14 protein-coding genes are annotated in these 20,122 nt (G+C 72.7%); 10 read left to right on the forward strand and 4 right to left on the reverse strand.

Features of this window, described 5'->3' with window-relative positions; all coding sequences use genetic code 11:
* Nucleotide 1: 1 nt before the first annotated feature.
* Nucleotides 2-2,728 carry a lysylphosphatidylglycerol synthase domain-containing protein gene (locus ABT057_RS28700; RefSeq protein WP_352346498.1) on the reverse strand — a complete coding sequence of 909 codons (2,727 nt, stop codon included), beginning with the start codon at nucleotides 2,726-2,728 and terminating at the stop codon, nucleotides 2-4.
* A gap of 186 nt (nucleotides 2,729-2,914) precedes the next feature.
* On the opposite strand from ABT057_RS28700, the gene ABT057_RS28705 reads away from it, so the two are divergent.
* The 5 genes from ABT057_RS28705 (at nucleotide 2,915) to nudC (ending at nucleotide 12,907) form a co-directional block, all read left to right on the forward strand.
* Nucleotides 2,915-3,301, forward strand: coding sequence for an MGMT family protein (locus ABT057_RS28705; RefSeq protein WP_352346499.1), 387 nt, complete (start codon nucleotides 2,915-2,917; stop codon nucleotides 3,299-3,301).
* Between the two features lie 168 nt (nucleotides 3,302-3,469).
* Nucleotides 3,470-6,796: an ATP-dependent helicase gene (locus tag ABT057_RS28710; RefSeq protein ID WP_352346500.1), complete on the forward strand. Its 3,327-nt coding sequence runs from the start codon at nucleotides 3,470-3,472 to the stop codon at nucleotides 6,794-6,796.
* Nucleotides 6,797-6,840: 44 nt separating this feature from the next.
* On the forward strand, nucleotides 6,841-10,389 hold the full coding sequence (locus ABT057_RS28715; protein WP_352346501.1) for a UvrD-helicase domain-containing protein: 3,549 nt from the start codon (nucleotides 6,841-6,843) through the stop codon (nucleotides 10,387-10,389).
* A gap of 10 nt (nucleotides 10,390-10,399) precedes the next feature.
* Nucleotides 10,400-11,812, forward strand: a complete 1,413-nt coding sequence (locus tag ABT057_RS28720) for a dipeptidase (RefSeq protein ID WP_352346502.1) — start codon at nucleotides 10,400-10,402, stop codon at nucleotides 11,810-11,812.
* Nucleotides 11,813-11,962: 150 nt separating this feature from the next.
* Entirely contained in the window at nucleotides 11,963-12,907 is a 945-nt protein-coding gene (gene nudC / locus ABT057_RS28725; protein ID WP_352346503.1) for an NAD(+) diphosphatase, read from the forward strand.
* Nucleotides 12,908-12,963: 56 nt separating this feature from the next.
* On the opposite strand, the gene ABT057_RS28730 is transcribed toward nudC, so the two are convergent.
* Nucleotides 12,964-13,206, reverse strand: a complete 243-nt coding sequence (locus ABT057_RS28730; RefSeq protein ID WP_352346504.1) for a mycoredoxin — start codon at nucleotides 13,204-13,206, stop codon at nucleotides 12,964-12,966.
* A gap of 171 nt (nucleotides 13,207-13,377) precedes the next feature.
* Between ABT057_RS28730 and ABT057_RS28735 the strand changes: the two genes are divergently transcribed.
* From ABT057_RS28735 to ABT057_RS28755, 5 genes are all read left to right on the forward strand, one after another.
* Complete coding sequence (locus ABT057_RS28735; protein WP_352346505.1) at nucleotides 13,378-15,615, forward strand: ATP-dependent DNA helicase UvrD2; 2,238 nt, start codon at nucleotides 13,378-13,380, stop codon at nucleotides 15,613-15,615.
* Between the two features lie 145 nt (nucleotides 15,616-15,760).
* On the forward strand, nucleotides 15,761-16,084 hold the full coding sequence (locus tag ABT057_RS28740; RefSeq protein ID WP_352346506.1) for a hypothetical protein: 324 nt from the start codon (nucleotides 15,761-15,763) through the stop codon (nucleotides 16,082-16,084).
* Nucleotides 16,085-16,247: 163 nt separating this feature from the next.
* A complete protein-coding gene (locus ABT057_RS28745) occupies nucleotides 16,248-16,616 on the forward strand; it encodes a WhiB family transcriptional regulator (protein ID WP_019072119.1) in 369 nt (122 codons plus the stop codon).
* A complete protein-coding gene (locus ABT057_RS28750) occupies nucleotides 16,613-16,936 on the forward strand; it encodes a putative WhiB-interacting protein (protein WP_352346507.1) in 324 nt (107 codons plus the stop codon). Before ABT057_RS28745 ends, ABT057_RS28750 begins: the two co-directional genes overlap by 4 nt.
* Before the next feature lie 106 nt (nucleotides 16,937-17,042).
* Complete coding sequence (locus ABT057_RS28755; RefSeq protein ID WP_352346508.1) at nucleotides 17,043-17,273, forward strand: hypothetical protein; 231 nt, start codon at nucleotides 17,043-17,045, stop codon at nucleotides 17,271-17,273.
* A gap of 32 nt (nucleotides 17,274-17,305) precedes the next feature.
* On the opposite strand, the gene ABT057_RS28760 is transcribed toward ABT057_RS28755, so the two are convergent.
* Nucleotides 17,306-18,673 (reverse strand): ABC1 kinase family protein, encoded by a 1,368-nt coding sequence (locus ABT057_RS28760; protein WP_352346509.1) that lies wholly within the window; start codon nucleotides 18,671-18,673, stop codon nucleotides 17,306-17,308.
* A complete protein-coding gene (locus tag ABT057_RS28765; RefSeq protein ID WP_352346510.1) occupies nucleotides 18,666-19,895 on the reverse strand; it encodes a TOMM precursor leader peptide-binding protein in 1,230 nt (409 codons plus the stop codon). Before ABT057_RS28765 ends, ABT057_RS28760 begins: the two co-directional genes overlap by 8 nt.
* Nucleotides 19,896-20,122 lie beyond the last annotated feature (227 nt).

Genomic DNA, 20,122 nt, shown 5'->3' on the forward strand with positions numbered 1-20,122 from the left:
CCTAGAGGGCGCCCTTGCGGGACAGGTGGTTGAAGGCCAGCCAGCCGGGCAGCACCGGGATCCACAGCGTCAGCAGCCGGAACAGCAGCACCGCGGGAGCGGCGACCTCCTTGGGCAGGCCGACCGCGATCAGACCGACCGTCAGGGTCGCCTCGACGGCGCCGACACCGCCCGGCGTGGGGGCGGCGGAGCCCAGCGCGTTGCCGGCGAGGAAGACGACGGCGACGCTGGCGATGCTGATCGAGGAGGACTCGGTGCCGAACGCGCGGATCGACGCGTCCAGGCACATCACGAAGCAGAACGTCAGCAGGAGCATGCCGCCGATGCCGGTGACCAGCTTCTGCGGCCGCTGCAACACGTCGAGCATGCGCGGCACGACGCCCGCGAACAGCGACCTCACGCGCGTGACGACGAACTTCCGCAGGAACGGCACGGACGTCACCACGAGCACGAGTACCGCCACGGTCAGCAGCCCCGCGATGACCGTGCGGGAAGGCGACAGCGACGGTGTCTTCTCCGTGCCGGTGAGATAGCCGAACGACAGCAGCATCAGGATGTGGCAGCCCAGCCCGAACAGCTGTGACGCGCCGACACTCGCCACGGCGAGCCCTGGACGCACACCCGCGCGCTGCAGGAAGCGGGTGTTGAGAGCGACCCCGCCGACGGCGGCCGGTGCCACGATCTTCACGAACGAGCCCGCGACCTGCGCGGCGACCGTCCGCGGGAACGGCACCCGCTCCGGTACGAACCCCAGCAGACTCATCGCCGCGGCGACATAGCTCAGTGCCGAGAACAGCACGGCCGCCGCCACCCAGCCCCATTCGGCGTTGGCGACGAGCGGTCCGAACTCGATGTGCGTGAGCTGCGTGAGCAGGAAGTAGGCGCCGATCGCACCGGCGATGAAGCTGATCAGGGTGCGCGGCCGCACCCGCTCGAGACGGGCCGGCTCGACCGGGGCCTGCGGCCGGATCAGCAGCACCTGATGCCGGATCTGGGTCAGCAGATCCTCCTCGCGAGCCTCCTCCAGCGCCTCGTCGATGGCCCGCTTGTCGGCTCTCGCCTGCGCGCGTACGGCCTTTTTCCCGGCCTTCTCCGAGACGGGCTCCTCCTCGTGCCCGGCGTCCAGACGGGCCTGCTTGGCCTGCTGGGACGCCTCGAGGACCGCCTCGCGCTCGCGTTGCGCGCGCTCCCGGGCCAGTTTGCGCAGCGTCGCGCGCGTGGAGCGGCTCAGGGCGATGGGCTGGAGCATCGGCAGACAGTCCGCGACCGCGTCCGGGCCGAGCACGCTCACCGCAGAGGCGACCGCGCGCTCGGCGCCCACCCGCAGGCCCAGCGTCACCAGCAGTTGTGAGGTGTCCATGCGCAGCAGCAGATCGCCGGCCGCGATCTCACCGACGCGCAGATCGGTGAGGATCACCGTGCCGGAACGATCCACCAGGATCGCGTCGCCCACCAGCCTGCGGTGCGCGATGCGCCGGGACTGCAGGGCGCTCACCTGGTGCCAGGTGTCCCGCAGCAGTTCGTCGGTGATCTCGTCGTCCGTGAGCGAGTCGAGCGTACGGCCGCCGGTGTGCTCGTAGACGAGCATCACGGCGTCGGGGCCGAGCTCGGAGGTGGCGATCAACTTGGGGGCGTTGGCGCCCGCCGCGATGGCCGCGTACGCAAGCAGCGCCTCCTGCTCCAAGGCCTGGCGCAGCGACTGCAGGCTGCTCCGGGTGGCGAAGCCGCGCAGGGTCAGATTGCGCCACGCCCGGTAGAAGAACCCCTGCGCCTGCTGTTCCCGGTCGACCACGGTGACGTCCAGTGGGGGGCCGTCCTCCAGGGTGACGAAGTAGCGCCGGCCGCGGTCGCCGGTCTCCGGGGTGTCCGGTGCCTCCTCGCGGGCCGCGCTGACCGGGTGGAAGCCGACGTGCCGCAGCCCCGCCAGCAGCGTCCGCCCCGTCGGGCGGACGTTCGGCGAGCCGACCGCGTACAGCGTCCCGTACGCCACCGTCCAGCCGATCAGCACCGTCAGGATGATCGAGAACGGTGTCGTGTAGCCGGTGACCAGCATCGAGAACGCGTCGAGGAGCAGCACCATCCACAGCACCGCGCGCCAGCGCGGCCGCCGCGACATGCCGACGGCCGTCATGTAGGCGATGACGGGCGCGAGATAGCCGTGCACCGGGTCGGTGAGAGCGTGGATGTCGCCGGGGGAGGGCTGGGTGAGCGCCTCCTGGATGGAGTCCGGGGCGGCCTTCGCGACCCACAGGTCGGTGGCCAGTGTCACGCCGTGCGCGAGGACGGCCGCGAGCACACCGTCGGCGATCCGCAGCCCGTCCCGCTTGATCAGCCGCTCGATCGCGAAGGCGACCGGCACCAGCAGGATCGCGATGCTGGACGCCAGACCGGCGATCTTGATGAGCAGATCGGGCGCCTGACCGGTGCCCTTGTTGATGTCCTGCTCGAGGCCCGAGGTCGTCCCGTGTGCGAAGGCCGCGATGCCCAGCAGCACGATGACGGCGAGCACGCCCACCAGCAGTCGCATGAGGTCGGAGGGGCGGTGCACGCGCGCGGGGAGCAGCGGTTCGTCGCCCTCGACCTCGTCTACGTGCACTTCCTCGCGATCCTCGCCGGGCACACCTGCCCGGGCCCCGTCCGGGCCGTCCGGGCTCCGGGGGCCGTCCGGGCGCGACGCGGCGTCAGAGGTGCCCTCGGCGTCCTCGGGATGCACACCCTGCTGCTTCATCGTCTCTTCTTGATCTCGTATCACCGGTCACCGCCCGCACGATGGTGGCATGCCCCACCGACACACGGGGGCATCAGGGTGCAAACGCGGGGGCGCACAGTCTGCCCGAAGCGCCGCCCGGGGGCGAGGGTCACGCACAGTCGCGACGCGGTCGCATTGTCGGCGGAGTGGGGCAGGATGGGGCGGATGAGCGAGCAGAGCATCCCTGACGAGGGCCCCGCGGAGGACGCGGACGCGCTGCCGGAGTACGCCGAGCGGGTCCTCGAGGTCGCCGAGCTGATCCCGCCGGGCCGGGTCATGACGTACGGCGACGTGGCCGAGTGGCTCGAGGAGGGCGGTCCCCGGCAGGTCGGCCGGGTGATGGCCCTCTACGGCGGCGCCGTGCCGTGGTGGCGTGTGGTGCGCGCCGACGGGGCGCTGCTCCCGGGCCACGAACTGCGCGCGCTCGACCGCTACCGCGCCGAGGGCACCCCCCTGAAGGAGGCGAGCAGGGCCGCCCAGGGCCACCTGCCGCGCCTCGACATGGGACGGGCGCGCTGGGACGGCGGCGAACGCGCGGACACTCACACCTGACAGCTTCCGCCATCGGGCGCCCCTGAGGGGACCCCTTGGGCCATATGGGGGAAACCCGATAAACCGGAGAAACCCGGCACGTCGGTGGCATGGCGTACGTTCGAGGGGCACGGGGCGGAGAAAGCGGCCCTCGGCCAACCAGCACAACCACCAGGACCGGCGAACCACGTGAGCTCCTCTTCCTCCACCAGGCGCCTGTCGCACCCCCAGGGACGACAGGGGAGCCGTGGCGCTTACCGACTGGTGCGTACCCCGCCGGCCCGGACGGATCCCCCTGGTCTGGACGCCGCACAGCGCTCCGTGGTTGACCACACCTCCGGCCCGCTGCTCGTCCTCGCCGGCCCCGGCACCGGCAAGACCACCACGCTCGTCGAGTCCGTCGCGGCCCGGATCGCCCGCGGCGGCGACCCCGCGCGCGTGCTGGTGCTGACCTTCAGCCGCAAGGCCGCCGTCGAACTGCGCGACCGGATGGCGCTGCGCATGGGCGCCGCCCGCGCTCCCCAGGCGACCACCTTCCACTCGTACTGCTACGCCCTGGTCCGCGCCCACCAGGACAGCGACCTGTTCGCGGAGCCGCTGCGGCTGCTGTCCGGACCGGAACAGGACGTCGCGGTCCGTGAACTGCTCGCCGGCCAGCTCGATCTGCAGCGGCTCGGCCTCGCGCACGTGCGCTGGCCGGACGAACTGCGCGCCTGCCTCACCACGCGCGGCTTCGCCGACGAGGTCCGCGCGGTGCTCGCCCGCAGTCGCGAACTGGGCCTCGGCCCCCAGGCCCTGGACGCTTTCGCCGCCCGCATCGGCCGCCCCGACTGGCGGGCCGCGGCCGCCTTCCTCGCCGAGTACCTCGACGTCCTCGACCTGCACGGCGTGATCGACTACGCGGAACTCGTCCACCGCGCGGTCCTCCTCGCCCACCGCCGCGAGACCGCCGAACGGCTCGCCGCGCAGTACGACGCCGTGTACGTCGACGAGTACCAGGACACCGACCCGGCCCAGGTCCGGCTGCTGCACGCCCTCGCCGGCGGCGGCCGCACGCTCGTCGCCTTCGGCGACCCCGACCAGTCGATCTACACCTTCCGCGGCGCCGACGTGAACGGCATCCTGGACTTCCCGCGCGCCTTCCCGCACCCCGACGGCCGCCCGGCCCCCGTGGAGGTCCTGCGCACCTCCCGCCGCTCCGATGCCGCCCTGCTGGCCGCCACCCGGCTGCTCACCCAGCGCATGCCCCTGACCCGCCTCCCGGCCGAGAAGGTCCGAGCCCACCGCGAACTCTCCGCCGCGCGCGAGGGCGGCCATGTCGAGGTCTACACCTACCCGACCCCCGGCACCGAGCTGGACAACGTCGCCGACATCCTGCGCCGCGCCCACCTGGAGGACGGCGTGCCCTGGGGCGAGATGGCCGTCCTGGTGCGCGCCGGCTCGCGCACGATCCCGACGGTCCGCCGCGCCCTCACCGCGGCCGGGGTCCCCCTCGACATCGACGGCGACGACCTGCCCCTGCGCCACGAACCGGCGGTCGCGCCCCTGCTGACGGCCCTGCGGGCGGTGGCGGAGGCGTCGGTACGGCCGGAGGAGCACCAAGACGCCGACGGCGCGAACGAGAGCGACGAGGACACCTCGTGCTGGCTCGACACCGAGACCGCTCTCACCCTCCTCGCCTCCCCCCTCGCCGGCATGGACTCCGCCGACCTGCGCCGCCTGGGGCGCGCCCTGCGCGAGGAGGAGCGGGCCGCGGGCGACCCGCTGCCACCGCCCTCGGACGAACTGCTCGCACGCGCCCTGGCCGAACCGGAGCGACTCGTCACCCACGACCCGGTGTACGCACGCGGCGCCCAGCGCCTCGGCGCGCTCCTCGCGACGGCCCGTGAACGCCTCGCGCGCGGCGGCAGCGCCGAGGAGGCGCTGTGGGACCTCTGGGAGGGCACCCCCTGGCCCACCCGCCTGGAGCGGGCCGCCCGGCGCGGCGGCGCGGCGGGCCGCAACGCCGACCGCGACCTGGACGCCGTCTGCGCGCTGTTCGCGACCGCCGCCCGCGCGGAGGAGCGCACCGGCGGCCGCGGCGCCCTGAACTTCCTGGCCGAGATCGAGGCCGAGGACATCGCCGCCGACACCCTCGCCCGCCGTGCCGTGCGCCCCGACGCCGTGCGCCTGATGACCGCCCACCGCGCCAAGGGCCTGGAGTGGAGCCTGGTGGTCGTCGCGGGCGTCCAGGAAGGCCTGTGGCCAGACCTGCGCCGCCGCGGCTCGCTCCTGGAGGCCGACCGCATCGGCCGCGACGGGCTCGCCGAGCCGCTGACCCCGGGCGCGCTCCTCGCGGAGGAACGCCGCCTCTTCTACGTCGCCGCCACGCGCGCGCGAGAGCGCCTCGTCGTCACCGCCGTGAAGGCACCCGCCGACGACGGCGACCAGCCGTCCCGCTTCCTCACCGAGCTCGGCGTCGAACCCAGGGACGTCACCGGCCGCCCGCGCCGCCCCCTGGCGGTCGCCGCGCTCGTCGCCGAACTGCGCGCCACCACCGTCGACCCGCGCGCCTCCGCCGTTCTCCGGGAGGCCGCCGCACACCGCCTCGCCCGCCTCGCCGCGCTCGCCGACGAGGACGGCCGGCCCCTGGTGCCGTCCGCGCATCCCCACCGCTGGTGGGGCATGTTCGAGCCGACCGAGAGCAAGGTGCCGCTGCGCGACCGGGACCAGCCCGTGGTGCTCTCCGGCAGCGCCCTCGACCAGCTCGCCAACACCTGTGCCCTGCAGTGGTTCCTGGGCCGCGAGGTGAAGGCCGACGCCCCGGCCACCGTCGCCCAGGGCTTCGGCAACGTCGTGCACGTCCTCGCCGACGAGGTCGCCTCCGGACACACCACCGCCGACCTCGACGTCCTCATGGAACGCCTCGACTCCGTGTGGAACGCGCTCGCCTTCGACGCACCCTGGAAGTCCGCCCAGGAGAAAGAACACGCGCGCGTGGCGCTCGAACGCTTCCTGAAGTGGCATGTGATGGACCGCACCCGACGCACCCCGGTCGCCAGCGAGCACGACTTCGACGTCACCCTCGAGGCGGGCGACTACGAGGTCCGCATCCGGGGCCAGATGGACCGGGTCGAGGCGGACGGCGAAGGCCGCGCCTACGTCGTCGACTTCAAGACCGGCAAGGGCAAGGTGTCGGGAGCCGAAGTGGCCCGTCACCCCCAGCTCGCCGTCTATCAGCTGGCTGTCCGTGAGGGCGCCGTCGACGACGCCTTCGACGGCGCGCGGCCGCAGCCCGGCGGCGCCGAACTCGTCCAGCTCCGCCAGGGCGCAGCACAGAAGGACGGTGGCGAGACGCTGCCCAGGGTCCAGGCACAAGAGCCGCTGGAGGGGGAGTGGATCGGCGACCTGCTCGCCACGGCAGCCGGCAAGGTGCTCGACGAACGGTTCACGCCGACCGCAGGCGACCACTGCAAGCACTGCGCCTTCAAGGCGTCCTGCAGCTCTCGGCCCGAGGGGCGGCACGTGGTGGAGTGAGCGGTGTGTCCTCGAATGTCAGTGGCCGCCGTTAGCCTCTCATCATGCCCGCCCGCATCACCGATCCCGAGCAGCTCAAGGAGCTCCTCGGGATCCCGTTCACCCCGGAGCAGACGGCCTGCATCACCGCGCCGCCCGCGCCGCAGGTGATCGTGGCCGGAGCCGGATCGGGCAAGACGACGGTGATGGCCGCGCGCGTGGTGTGGCTGGTGGGCACCGGCCAGGTCGCCCCGGAGCAGGTCCTCGGACTCACCTTCACCAACAAGGCCGCCGGTGAACTCGCGGAGCGGGTCCGCAAGGCGCTCGTCAGGGCGGGCGTCACCGACCCCGACGTCATCGACCCGGACCACCCGCCGGGCGAGCCGGTGATCTCCACGTACCACGCGTTCGCGGGCCGTCTGCTGACCGACCACGGCCTGCGCGTCGGCCTGGAGCCGACGTCCCGGCTCCTCGCCGACGCCACCCGCTACCAGCTCGCCGCGCGCGTGCTGCGCGAGGCCCCCGGCCCCTACCCGTCGCTCACCCGGTCCTTCGCCGACCTGGTCAGCGACCTCCTCGCGCTCGACTCCGAGCTCGCCGAACACCTCGTGCGCCCCGAGGAGTTGCGTGCCTGGGACGCCGGACTGCTGGACACCCTCGAAGGCGCCAAGCTCACCAACGCCGACCTGCGCAAGGTGCCCGAGGCGGCCGCCGCCCGGCGTGAACTGGCCGACCTGGTGCTGCGCTACCGCACGGCCAAACGCGAGCGCGACCTGCTCGACTTCGGCGACCAGATCGCCCTGGCCGCGCAGCTGGCCCAGGTCCCGGACGTGGGCCGGATCCTGCGCGACGAGTTCCGCGTGGTCCTGCTGGACGAGTACCAGGACACCTCGGTCGCCCAGCGCATCCTCCTGGCCGGCCTGTTCGGCGGCGGCACCGGCCACCCCGTGACCGCCGTCGGCGACCCCTGCCAGGCCATCTACGGCTGGCGCGGCGCCTCCGTCGCCAACCTCGACGACTTCCCCGAGCACTTCGCCCACGCCGACGGCCGGCCCGCCGCCCGCCAGGCACTCAGCGAGAACCGCCGCAGCGGCGGCCGCCTCCTCGACCTCGCCAACGGCCTTGCTGAACCCCTGCGCGCCATGCACGCGGGCGTGGAGGCCCTCCGCCCGGCCCCCGGCGCCGAACGCGACGGCCTGGTCCGCTGCGCCCTGCTGACCACCCACGCCGAGGAGATCGACTGGATCGCCGACTCCGTCGCCCACCTCGTCGACACCGGCAAGGCACCCGGCGAGATCGCCGTCCTGTGCCGCACGGCCACCGACTTCGCCGAGATCCAGGGCGCGCTGGTCGCGCGGGACGTGCCCGTCGAGGTCGTCGGCCTCTCCGGACTGCTGCATCTGCCCGAGGTCGCCGACCTGGTCGCCGTCTGCGAGGTTCTCCAGGACCCGGGCGCCAACGCCTCCCTGGTGCGACTGCTCACCGGCCCGCGCTGGCGCATCGGCCCGCGGGATCTCGCCCTCCTCGGCCGCAGGGCCCGCTTCCTCGTCGCCCACGCGCGCGGAGGCGACGGCGACGACCCGGACCGCCGGCTCGCCGAGGCCGTCGAAGGCGTCGACCCGGCCGAGGTGATATCGCTCGCCGACGCCCTCGACACCTTCCTGGAAACCCCACTGGACGGGGGAGACACCGACGGCCTGCCCTTCTCGCCGGACGCGCGCGTGCGGTTCGCCCGCCTCGCCGCCGAACTGCGCGACCTGCGCCGCTCCCTGGCTGATCCCCTGATGGACGTCCTGCACCGCGTCCTCGCCGTCACCGGCCTCGAGGTCGAACTGTCGGCCTCCCCGCACGCGTTGGCCGCCCGCCGCCGCGAGACCCTGTCGAACTTCCTCGACATCGCCGCCTCCTTCGCCGCGGCGGAGAACGAGGCGAGCCTGCTCGCCTTCCTCGGCTTCCTGCGTACCGCCGCCCAGTACGAGAAGGGCCTCGACAACGCGCTGCCCGGCGGCGAGAACACCGTCAAGGTGCTCACCGCGCACAAGTCCAAGGGCCTGGAATGGGACGTCGTCCTCGTCCCCGGCCTGGTCACCGGCACCTTCCCCAGCGGCCAGGGCCGCGAGAAGTGGACCGCCCAGGCCAAGGTGCTGCCGCACGAACTGCGCGGCGACGCCGACACGCTCCCCGACATCGGCTCCTGGGACTCCCGGGGCATGAAGTCCTTCCACGAGGAGATGAAGGACCACCAGCACACCGAGGAACTCCGCCTCGGCTACGTCACCTTCACCCGCCCCCGCTCCCTGCTCCTGGGCTCCGGCCACTGGTGGGGCCCCACCCAGAAGAAGCCCCGCGGCCCCTCCGGCTTCCTCCAGGCCCTGTACGACCACTGCGCGGCCGGGTACGGCGAGATCGAGGCGTGGGCGGACGAACCGGAGGAGGACGCGGAGAACCCCACCCTGCACCGGACCACCGCCGACCAGGTCTGGCCGCTCCCCCTGGACCAGGCCGCGTTCGCCCGCCGCCACGCCGCCGCCAGGACGGTCCTCGCCCATCTGGACGACCTCGCCCGCCACGCGGCGGGCCCACCCGCCGCGTCGCACGACCCGGACACCTACGACGACCCGGACTGGCCCCCGCCACCCGACGAGGACGAGCCGCCCTACGACGACACCGACCCCTTCGACGACGAGGACGGCCCCTTCGCCGACGGCCCGGACGGCGGGCTCGCCGAGGAACCCGGAAGCGGGCTCGACCAGGACCCCGGCGACCGGGACACCTGGGCCACCGCCCGCCCCTCCGTCCCCCACCAGGCCACGGCCCCCGAGATCCCCGCCGCCCGCCCCCGGCTCACCCCCGAGGAGGCCCGCGCGGTCGCCTCCTGGGACCGTGACCTCGACGCCCTCGCCGGCGAGCTCCTGCGCGCCCGCAGCAGCGTCACCGACGTGCCCCTGCCGACGACGCTGACCGCCTCGCAGGTGATGCGCCTGGCCGAAGACCCCGACGGTCTCGCGCAGGAACTCGCGCGCCCCATGCCACGCCCCCCACAACCGGCCGCGCGGCGTGGCACCCGGTTCCACGCATGGGTGGAGGCCCGCTACGAGGAGTTGACGCTTCCGCTCCTGGAACCCGACGAGCTGCCCGGTGCCGACGCCGAGATCGCCGACGAACAGGACCTTCAGGCCCTCAAGGAGGCCTTCGAACGCACCGAGTACGCCCGTCGCACACCGCACCGCGTCGAGGCCCCCTTTCAGCTGACCCTCGCCGGACGCGTCGTACGGGGCCGGATAGACGCCGTCTACAAGGACGGCGACGGCCCTACGGCGACGTACGAGATCATCGACTGGAAAACCCACCGCGCCCACACCGCCGACCCCCTTCAGCTCGCGCTCTACCGCCTCGCCTGGGCCGAACAGCAGGGTGTTCCCGTGGAATCCGTCACAGCGGCGTTCCTCTATGTGCGCACCGGCGACGTGATCCGGCCCGACGCCCTGCCCGATCGGGCCGCGCTGGAGCGCCTGTTGACGGGCGCGGACGCCGCCGAGGAGGACCGCGCGGGACCGGCCGGCCAGGCAAACGGCGCGCAACCGCCCGGCGAGGATGTCGGTGCGGGCCGATAGGCTCGTGACCATGAGCCATCCCGTTGACAGTGCCGTCAGCGCCGTCCGCACGTACATCGAGCAGCACCGTGCCGCCTTCCTCGACGACCTCGCCGAGTGGCTGCGCATCCCGTCGGTGTCCGCGCAGCCCGACCACGCCCCCGACGTCCGGCGCAGCGCGGACTGGCTCGCCGCGAAGCTGAAGGAGACCGGCTTCCCGACCGCAGAGGTCTGGCAGACCCCGGGCGCACCCGCCGTCTACGCCGAGTGGCTCTCCGACGACCCCGAGGCGCCCACCGTCCTGGTCTACGGCCACCACGACGTGCAGCCCGCCGCCCGCGAGGACGGCTGGGACAGCGACCCCTTCGAACCAGTCGTCCGCGACAACCGCCTCCACGCGCGCGGGGCGGCCGACGACAAGGGGCAGGTGTTCTTCCACACCCTCGGCGTCCGCGCCCACCTCGCCGCCACCGGCCGCAGCTCCCCGGCCGTCCACCTCAAGCTGCTGATCGAGGGCGAGGAGGAGTCCAGTTCCCCGAACTTCCGCACCCTTGTCGAGGAGCACGCCGAGCGGCTCGCCGCCGACGCCGTGATCGTCTCCGACACCGGAATGTGGTCCGAGGACACCCCCACCGTATGCACCGGAATGAGGGGCCTCGCCGAGTGCGAGATCCGCCTCCTCGGGCCCGACCAGGACATCCACTCCGGCTCCTTCGGCGGCGCCGTGCCCAACCCGGCCACCGCGGTCGCCCGCCTCGTGGCCGCCCTGCACGACGAGCACGCGCGGGTGGCCGTCCCCGGTTTCTACGACGGCATCGTCGAACTCACCGACCGCGAGCGCGCACTCTTCGCCGAACTGCCCTTCGACGAGGACCAGTGGCTGCGCACCGCCAGATCGCACGCCACCCACGGCGAAGCCGGACACACCACCCTGGAGCGCATCTGGGCCCGCCCGACCGCCGAGGTCAACGGCATCGGAGGCGGCTACCAAGGCCCCGGCAGCAAGACGATCATCCCGTCCTCCGCCTTCGTGAAGCTGTCCTTCCGGCTGGTCGCCGGCCAGGACCCCGACCACATCGAGAAGGCCGTCCGCGCCTGGGCCGCCGAGCAGATCCCCGCCGGGATCCGATACGAGATCGCCTTCAGCCCGGCCACCCGCCCGTGCCTGACCCCGCTGGACCACCCCGCCCTGCAGTCCGTCGTCCGGGCCATGGGCCGCGCCTTCGAAGGGCCCGTCCGCTTCACCCGTGAGGGCGGCTCGGGACCGGCCGCCGACCTGCAGGAAGTCCTCGGCGCCCCCGTGCTCTTCCTCGGCATCTCCGTCCCCTCGGACGGCTGGCACGCACCCAACGAGAAGGTCGAGCTCGACCTCCTCCTCAAGGGCGTGGAGACCACCGCTCACCTCTGGGGCGACCTGGCGGACAACTGGCGCCATGCGCCCTGACGACCCCGCTCGGCCCGGAGCCGGTCCGCGCACGGCGCACACTGGAAAGACCGCACCGCAGCGCCGCACCGGACCCGGTCGCCCCCTCCCGCACGTCCCGCTGAACCACCCGCCGAAACCACCGTTCCACCGGGGGAGTTGGAAGCACCCGTGACCACCTGGACCGACCAGAACGCCGACCGACCCATCTCGCTCACCGCGCCGAGCGGCATCGACCGGGCCGCCCACCACCGGCTCGACGAGGCCTGGCTCGCCGCGGCGTGGAGCCACCCGACGACGCGTTGTTTCGTCGTCTCCGGCGGCCAGGTCCTCATCGACGAGACGTCCGACGGCAGGACCGAGCTCGTGATGACGCCTTCCTTCGAGGCCCCCCTCACCGAGGCGCACCGCTACTTCCTGGGCACCGACGAGGACGGTGTCAGCTACTTCGCCCTCCAGAAGGACACCCTGCCCGGCCGTATCGACCAGTCCGCGCGCCCGGCCGGACTGCGCGAGGCCGGGCTGCTGCTGTCGCCCCGCGACGTGGGCCTGATGGTGCACGCGGTCGGCCTGGAGAACTGGCAGCGCACCCACCGTTTCTGCTCCCGCTGCGGCGAGCGCACGGTCATCGCCGCGGCCGGCCACATCCGCCGCTGCCCCGCCTGCGGCGCCGAGCACTACCCGCGTACCGACCCCGCGGTGATCATGGCCGTCACCGACGAGGAGGACCGCATCCTGCTCGGCCGGCAGGTGCACTGGCCCGAAGGCCGCTTCTCGACGCTCGCGGGCTTCGTCGAGCCCGGCGAGTCCATCGAGCAGGCCGTGCGCCGCGAGGTCTTCGAGGAGGCCGGTGTCAGCGTCGGCCAGGTCGAGTACATCGCCAGCCAGCCCTGGCCGTTCCCGTCCAGCCTCATGCTGGGCTTCATGGCCCGCGCCACCTCCACCACCATCGAGGTCGACGGCGACGAGATCCACGAGGCCCGCTGGTTCTCCCGCGACGAACTGGGCGCCGCCTTCGAGTCCGGCGAGGTCCTGCCGCCGTACGGCATCTCGATCGCGGCCCGCCTGATCGAGCTCTGGTACGGCAAGCCGCTGCCGACACGCAACTTCGTCTGACGACGCAGGAAGGGGCGCCCCACCCCGGGACGCCCCTTCCTGCGTGCGTGAACCGCCTACGCGCCGATCTTCTGCTTCACCTGCGCCAGCGACGGATTCGTCAGCGTCGAACCGTCCGCGAACAGAACGGTCGGTACCGTCTGGTTTCCGCCGTTCGCCTTCTCCACGAACGCCGCGGACGCCGGGTCCTGCTCGATGTTGATCTCGGTGTACGCGATGCCCTCGCGGTCCATCTGCTTCTTCAGCCGCTGGCAGTAGCCGCACCACGTGGTGCTGTACATCGTCACAGTGCCCAGCATGTCTTTTGTGCTCCTTCGGCGGTCGGGGGCGGCGGGTGCTCGCACGGGGTGAACGTACGTGAAAGGGCTGCCATTCCCGGACGGCGGCTGCTCGCCCCATTAGTACGACCACGGGGTCCCGCCTGTGGACAACCTGCGCGCCCCTCTCCGCGGACCTGGCAGCATGGCCGTGTGACAGCAGCAACGCACTCCTCTCTCTTCCCACAGGAACCGGACTCGGCCGACGCGGTGCTCGACGGGCTCGACCCCGAGCAGCGCGAGGTGGCCACCTCGCTGCACGGTCCGGTGTGTGTGCTGGCCGGGGCGGGCACGGGCAAGACCCGGGCGATCACCCACCGCATCGCCTACGGCGTGCGCGCCGGGATCCTGCAGCCGCCCAGCGTGCTCGCCGTCACCTTCACCAACCGCGCCGCCGGGGAGATGCGCGGCCGGCTGCGTCAGCTCGGCGCGCAGGGAGTCCAGGCCCGCACCTTCCACTCCGCGGCGCTGCGGCAGCTCCAGTATTTCTGGCCGAAAGCCATCGGTGGTTCCCTGCCCCGGCTCATCGACCGCAAGATCCAGCTCGTCGCCGACGCGGCCGCCGCCTGCCGCATCCGCCTCGACCGCGGCGAGCTGCGGGACGCCACCGCGGAGATCGAATGGTCCAAGGTCACCCAGACCGTCCCCGCCGACTACGCTCTCGCCGCCGCCAAGGCGGGTCGCGACGCCCCCCGTGACCCCGCTGAGATCGCCCAGCTCTACGCGGCCTACGAGGACCTCAAGCGTGACCGCGGGGTCATCGACTTCGAGGACGTCCTGCTGCTGACCGTCGCCGTCCTGCAGGACCGGCACGACATCGCCGAGCAGGTCCGCGCCCAGTACCAGCACTTCGTGGTCGACGAGTACCAGGACGTCAGCCCCCTCCAGCAGCGCCTGCTGGAGCTGTGGCTCGGCGACCGGGACAACCTGTGCGTCGTCGGCGACGCCAGCCAGACGATCTACTCCTTCACCGGCGCCACCCCCGACCACCTTCTCGACTTCCGCACCCGCCACCCCGGCGCCACCGTCGTCAAGCTCGTCCGCGACTACCGTTCCACCCCTCAGGTCGTCCACCTCGCCAACGGGCTGCTCTCGCAGGCCCGCGGCCGCGCCGCCGACCATCGCCTGGAGCTGGTCTCGCAGCGCGCGGCGGGGCCCGAGCCCGTCTACACCGAGTACACCGACGAGCCGGCCGAGGCCGAGGGCGCGGCCCGCCGCATCCGGGAGCTCCTCGCAGCCGGTGTCCCGGCTGCCGAGATCGCCGTGCTGTTCCGCACCAACGCGCAGTCCGAGACCTACGAACAGGCGCTCGCCGACGCCGGCGTGCCCTACCAACTACGCGGCGCCGAGCGGTTCTTCGACCGGCCCGAGGTGCGCAAGGCCTCCGTCGCCCTGCGCGGCGCGGCGCGTTTCGGGGGCAACGACACGCTGTTGGAAGACGCCGTCGACCTGCCCTCGCAGGTGCGTGCCGTTCTCTCCGGCGAGGGCTGGACCCCACAGCCGCCGGCCGGCTCCGGAGCCGTCAGGGAGCGCTGGGAGTCGCTGGCCGCGCTGGTCAACCTGGCGCAGGACTTCGCCGCCGCCAGGTCCGGTGCCACCCTCGCCGATCTGGTCGCCGAGCTCGACGAGCGGGCGAACGCGCAGCACGCGCCGACCGTGCAGGGTGTCACCCTCGCCTCCCTGCACTCGGCCAAGGGCCTGGAGTGGGACGCCGTCTTCCTGGTCGGGGTCGCCGAGGGCATGATGCCGATCACGTACGCCAAGACCGACGAGCAGGTCGAGGAGGAGCGCCGGCTCCTCTACGTCGGCGTCACCCGGGCCCGTGAGCGCCTGCATGTCTCGTGGGCGCTCTCCCGCTCGCCCGGCGGGCGTCCCAGCCGTCGGCCCAGCCGCTTCCTGGACGGACTGCGGCCCGGTTCCGGCACGGGAGCCGCCCGAGGGGGCGGGGCCGTCGGAGGAGGTGTCGAGCGGGGCTTCGGCGCGGCAGCCGTGGGCACCCCGGCCGTGCCGCGCCGCACACAGCGTGCCCCGGCCCGGTGCCGGGTCTGCGGACGTACCCTGACCGACGCCGGTGAGATGAAGCTGATGCGCTGCGAGGACTGCCCTTCCGACATGGACGAGGGGGTCTATGAGCGGTTGCGGGAGTGGCGGGCGGTCCAGGCCCGGCGGAGCGGGCAGCCGGCGTACTGCGTCTTCACAGACAAGACCCTGACGGCCATCGCCGAGGCGGTCCCCGGCGAGGCCGGGGAGCTCGCGCGGATTCCGGGGGTCGGAGTACGCAAGCTCAACCGTTATGGAGCCGATGTGCTGGCCATCTGCGCAGGCCAACGGCTCCCGGACGAGGCAGAAGGGGACCAGTCGGGCAAGGACGCGAACTCGTCGAAAAAATAGTTTGCGCATGCCCCGGCAATCCCCATAGGTTCTTAGACACGGAAGCGGCGGCCTTCTCCGAGGCCCTACTTCCGTGCTCTACTTACATATCCGTCGGACAGGGCTCAACCCCGGTCCCCCGAGACGCCGAGAGGAGGCGATTCCAGTGATCATCATCAACAGCAGCTCCATCAATGCCGCCAAACTGACCGATCGCTCGATCGTCTCCCTGTGCATGCTCGGCGCCTCCACCCTGGGCACCGGTCTGTCCGGCATCCGTGCCGGCCGGTCGGCGTCCTCCTCCCTTGCCCCCGCGGGCCTGCCGGTCCGCGAGAGCGATGAGCGACCGACCAAGGCACTGGAAGCAGTAGGGGCACAGGCGCAGGCCTATGCCTTTACGGCGGCCGGTGCCGGAGTCCGGAAGCAGACGACGCACCACCACCTGATGTGGGCCTTCCGTGGGCCAGAACCCTGGAGTGATCCAGTCTGATCGTCGATCAGGCCGGCGCCTTCAGGGCCGCGGAACCCCATCCGGGATCCGCGGCCCTTCTGTTTGTCCCCGCACTGGGGACAGACGGGCGAAGGGGCCTCGGGACAAGAAACGCCGATACCCGGCCCAACAGGGCCGGACCGACAGACGAGGAAGACGAACCGTGCAACTCGAAGCGCACGCCCCGTCCGTACCGCCTTCCGAAACGATCCCCCCGCCCGGTCTCACGGAGGACTCCACCTTGACCCCGCTCACCGCGCTCACCGCGCTCGACGACGCCATCGAGAACCTCGGCGTGCCCGTCCCCTGCCGCTCCTACGACCCGGAGGTCTTCTTCGCCGAGTCGCCCGCGGACGTGGAGTACGCCAAGTCCCTGTGCCGCACCTGCCCGCTGATCGAGGCCTGCCTCGCCGGCGCCAAGGAGAGGCGTGAGCCCTGGGGCGTCTGGGGTGGCGAGCTGTTCGTCCAGGGTGTCGTCGTCGCCCGGAAGCGGCCGCGTGGCCGCCCGCGCAAGAACCCGGTCACGGCATGAACACCGCAGGAACGATCGACCGCCCCCTCACGCAAGACCCCCAGAAGCAGGCCCCGATGAAGCCATTCACCAGCGAGCCCGCAGGCTCCGCGATCGAAGACGTCACCACCACCGGCGCGAGCGACTCGCGTCAGAACAGGACCCGAGAGATGCAACTCATTCCAGAAGCCCTGGCTCGTGCGCATATGCATGAGCGACTGCGGGAGGCCGAGCGGCACCGCCCGGCCGCGCGCCTGGCGGCCGCCCGCCGGATGCAGCGCAGGGCCGAGCGCGCCTCGATGCGTGCCCGCCGGGCGCTCGCCATGGCCGTGATGCAGTAACCCGGTACACCGGAAGCGGTGGCCTCCCCGGCCGGGGAGGCGAAAACTCAGCCCGCGGGGGCCGGACCGTCCGAACGGACCGGCCCCCGCGGCGTATCGTCGCAGGGTGACCGGCTCTTCCAGTGCTTACGGCTCCTCCCGGGACACCGACCGGGCGGGCTCCGCGGCGGAGCCCGCCGAGGCGGCCTGCGCTCGCTGCGGTGTCGCGGCCGACGGGCCACCGCCTGTCACCTGGACCTGCTCCGTGGAGAACGGCGTTCGGTGTCACTTCTGCGAGGACTGCTCCCGGGAGAACCTCCGCGCGATCGAAGGGCGCCTGGACTCGGACTGGTGGTGAGCGGCGCCGGCATCCGCCGGGCACCGCCCGTGTCACGCCTCCGCCACCGACTCCTCCGCGAGGTCCTCCTCAGGGACGAACCCCGGCAGCCACTCCTCCAGTTCGTCCCGCAGCCGCACCGTCGCACCGAGCTGGCACAGCACACCGATCGTGCTGAGCGTCACCCGGTGTATCAGCAGATAGGCCGGCGGCAGGTTGAGCTGCTTGCCCAACTGGTGGGCGGGGGAGCGCGGGTCGGCGATCCTGGCTGCCTGGCTGCGCATCCAGCCGCGGGTGAAGGTGAACTCCTCCGCCTGGGCCGGTTCGATGATCGGCAGCAGATAGTCGAGGACCGCGTCCGGGTCCAGTTCGATGGACTCCTTCACGAAGCCCTCCGTGCACAGGAGTTCGTAGACCGCGTCCGCCTCGCCGGCCAGCGTCATGCGCAGGGACTCGCCGATCGGCTGCGGCAGACCGCCCGCGAGCCGGTCGACCGTGCCGAAGTCCAGGACGCCCAGACGCCAGTCGTCCTCGCCGTCCGGGCCGCCGGGCAGCAGCCGGAAGTTGCCGGGGTGCGGGTCGGCGTGCAGCAGGCCGGTGCGGGCCGGGCCCGAGAAGAGGAACCGGGACAGCAGCTGACCGGCGCGGTCGCGCTGCTCCCGGGTGCCGTCGGAGATCACCTCGGACAGCGGGACGCCGTCGATCCACTCGGTGACCAGGACCTGTTCGCACTGGTGCACCACCGCGGGGACCACCACGTCCGGATCGCCCGCGAACTCCTCCGCGTGGGCCTGCTGGGCCTGGGCCTCCAGGCCGTAGTCCAGCTCCTCGGAGACCCGGTCCCTGAGCTCCGAGATCAGCGGCTTGACGTCCATACCGGGGATGAGGGGTCCCAACAGGCGGGCGAAGCGGCTGAGTTGGGTGAGATCGGAGAGCAGCGCCTCGCCTGCTCCCGGATACTGCACCTTGACCGCGACCTCCCGGCCGTCGTGCCACACCGCGCGGTGCACCTGGCCGATGGAGGCCGCCGCGGCCGGTTTGTCGTCGAACTCGAGGAACAGATCCGGCCAGTCCTCGCCGAGCCGCTGCGCGAGCACGGAGTGCACCGTGCGGGTCGGCATCGGCGGAGCCGCGTCCTGGAGCTTCGTCAGGGCCGCGCGGTAGGGGCCCGCGACCTCCTCGGGCAGGGCCGATTCGAAGACGGACAGGGCCTGCCCGAACTTCATCGCGCCGCCCTTCAGCTCGCCGAGGACCTTGAACAACTGCTCTGCGGTCCGCTGTTGCAGCTCACGGCCGACGATCTCCGCGGACTCGCCCACGATCCGCTTGCCCAGGCCCCAGGTCGCCCGGCCTGCGAAGCCGAGGGGCAGCGCGGCGAGCTTGGCGGTCCGGGTGACCGCCTTCCGGGGAAGATCAGACATGCGCCCTCCAAGTCCCAGCCTGCCGCGCCGTCACTGTCGTACGACGTAATGCCTTCGAATGCAGTTGCCCCGCCATTGTCTCGTGCGATCCCGTGTCTTCGGGTGTGTGTTCCCCCTTACCTTTCTCCGGCTCACCTGTCGGCGACGCCCCGCAGGGGCATGCGGAGTGCGGCCGGACCGGTCGAGCATGCCATTGGAGAGCGGGCAGGGAGACCTCCCAGCGGGCTCCGGCGGTGGAGGGGACCCGGCCGTCGAGGAAGGTCAGGGCATGGGCGGCCGCGAGTCCGGCGACGGTCGTGGCGAGCGTCAGGTCGCAGGCCCGGGCCGGGCGCCGCTTCCCCGACTGCCACTGTGCGACCAGCCGGGGCCAGGTCGCGTCCCGGTCGGTGCGCGCCTGTTGCAGACAGCCCGCGCAGCCCGTCTCGCCGGGCAGGACGAGCGGGCCGACGACACCCGTCGCCTCCACCACCCCGGCGTACAGGTGCGGGGTGCCCGAGGCGATCAGCGGGTCGGCCGCGGGCGGGGCGGGTGCGTGCACGGACACGTCGTCACGTGGGGCGATGATCACCAGGGAGAAGGCGGGCGGGTCCTCCCCGGCCCCGGTCCGGGTGCTCCCGCGGGGCGGGCGGTCCGGGGCGGCCCGGCGCACGGCCCGGCGGGCGGCCTCGTCGCGGCGCTCGCCGACGGCCTCGGCGGGCAGCCCGCCCGGTGCGACGTCCCCCGGTTCCACCAGGCCGCCGTCGCGCACGTCCACCTCGCCGACCCCTGCGCCGGACAGCAGCGCGGCCAGCACCGATCCGACTCTGCCGGCGCCCCGGACCTGCACCCGCTGCCGGCGCCGGGCCGCCAGCCGGCCCAGGGCATCGCCCGGCGCCGACGTGGTCAGCTGCAGCGAGGCGAGATCGGGTCGGAGCCGGTCCAGGACCTCCCGCTTCTCCCGCAGAGCCGCCGCGTCCGGTCCGCCGCCGCGCACGTCGTCCAGCAGACCCGCTCGCGCCAGCCGCTCCACCAGCTGGTCCACATGGCCGTCGGGCAGGTCCATGCGCCGGCCCTCCTCACGCAGCAGCGCGAGCCCGCGGGTGCCGTCCAGCAGGTCGAGGAAACTGCCCGTGGCCGTGTCCACCGGGCCGAGTGTCAGCGCGTGCGCCGGTGTCATCCCGAACTGCACGGTGTTCAGGTCCCGCCAGCCGCGCCGCAGTGCGGGCTTCACCATCGGATGCATCGAAAGGCCCCCGTATGTCTGGAAACTCCCCGTGGGCCGGCGGAGCGGGAGCGTGGGGCGTCCTCGCTCCGCCGACGAGTGCCAGCATGCCCGGCGCCGCCGAGACCTGCCGAAAGTTGTCCACAGGCAGCGGCATTCATCGTACAAATCCGTCGTACGAGGCAAACCGGGGGTGCGGGATCGGAACCCGACCGTCCCGGAGTCGGGACTTCCCCCGTGTGCAGCGG

This window comes from Streptomyces sp. NPDC002588 (assembly GCF_040295925.1).
Taxonomy (GTDB): domain Bacteria; phylum Actinomycetota; class Actinomycetes; order Streptomycetales; family Streptomycetaceae; genus Streptomyces.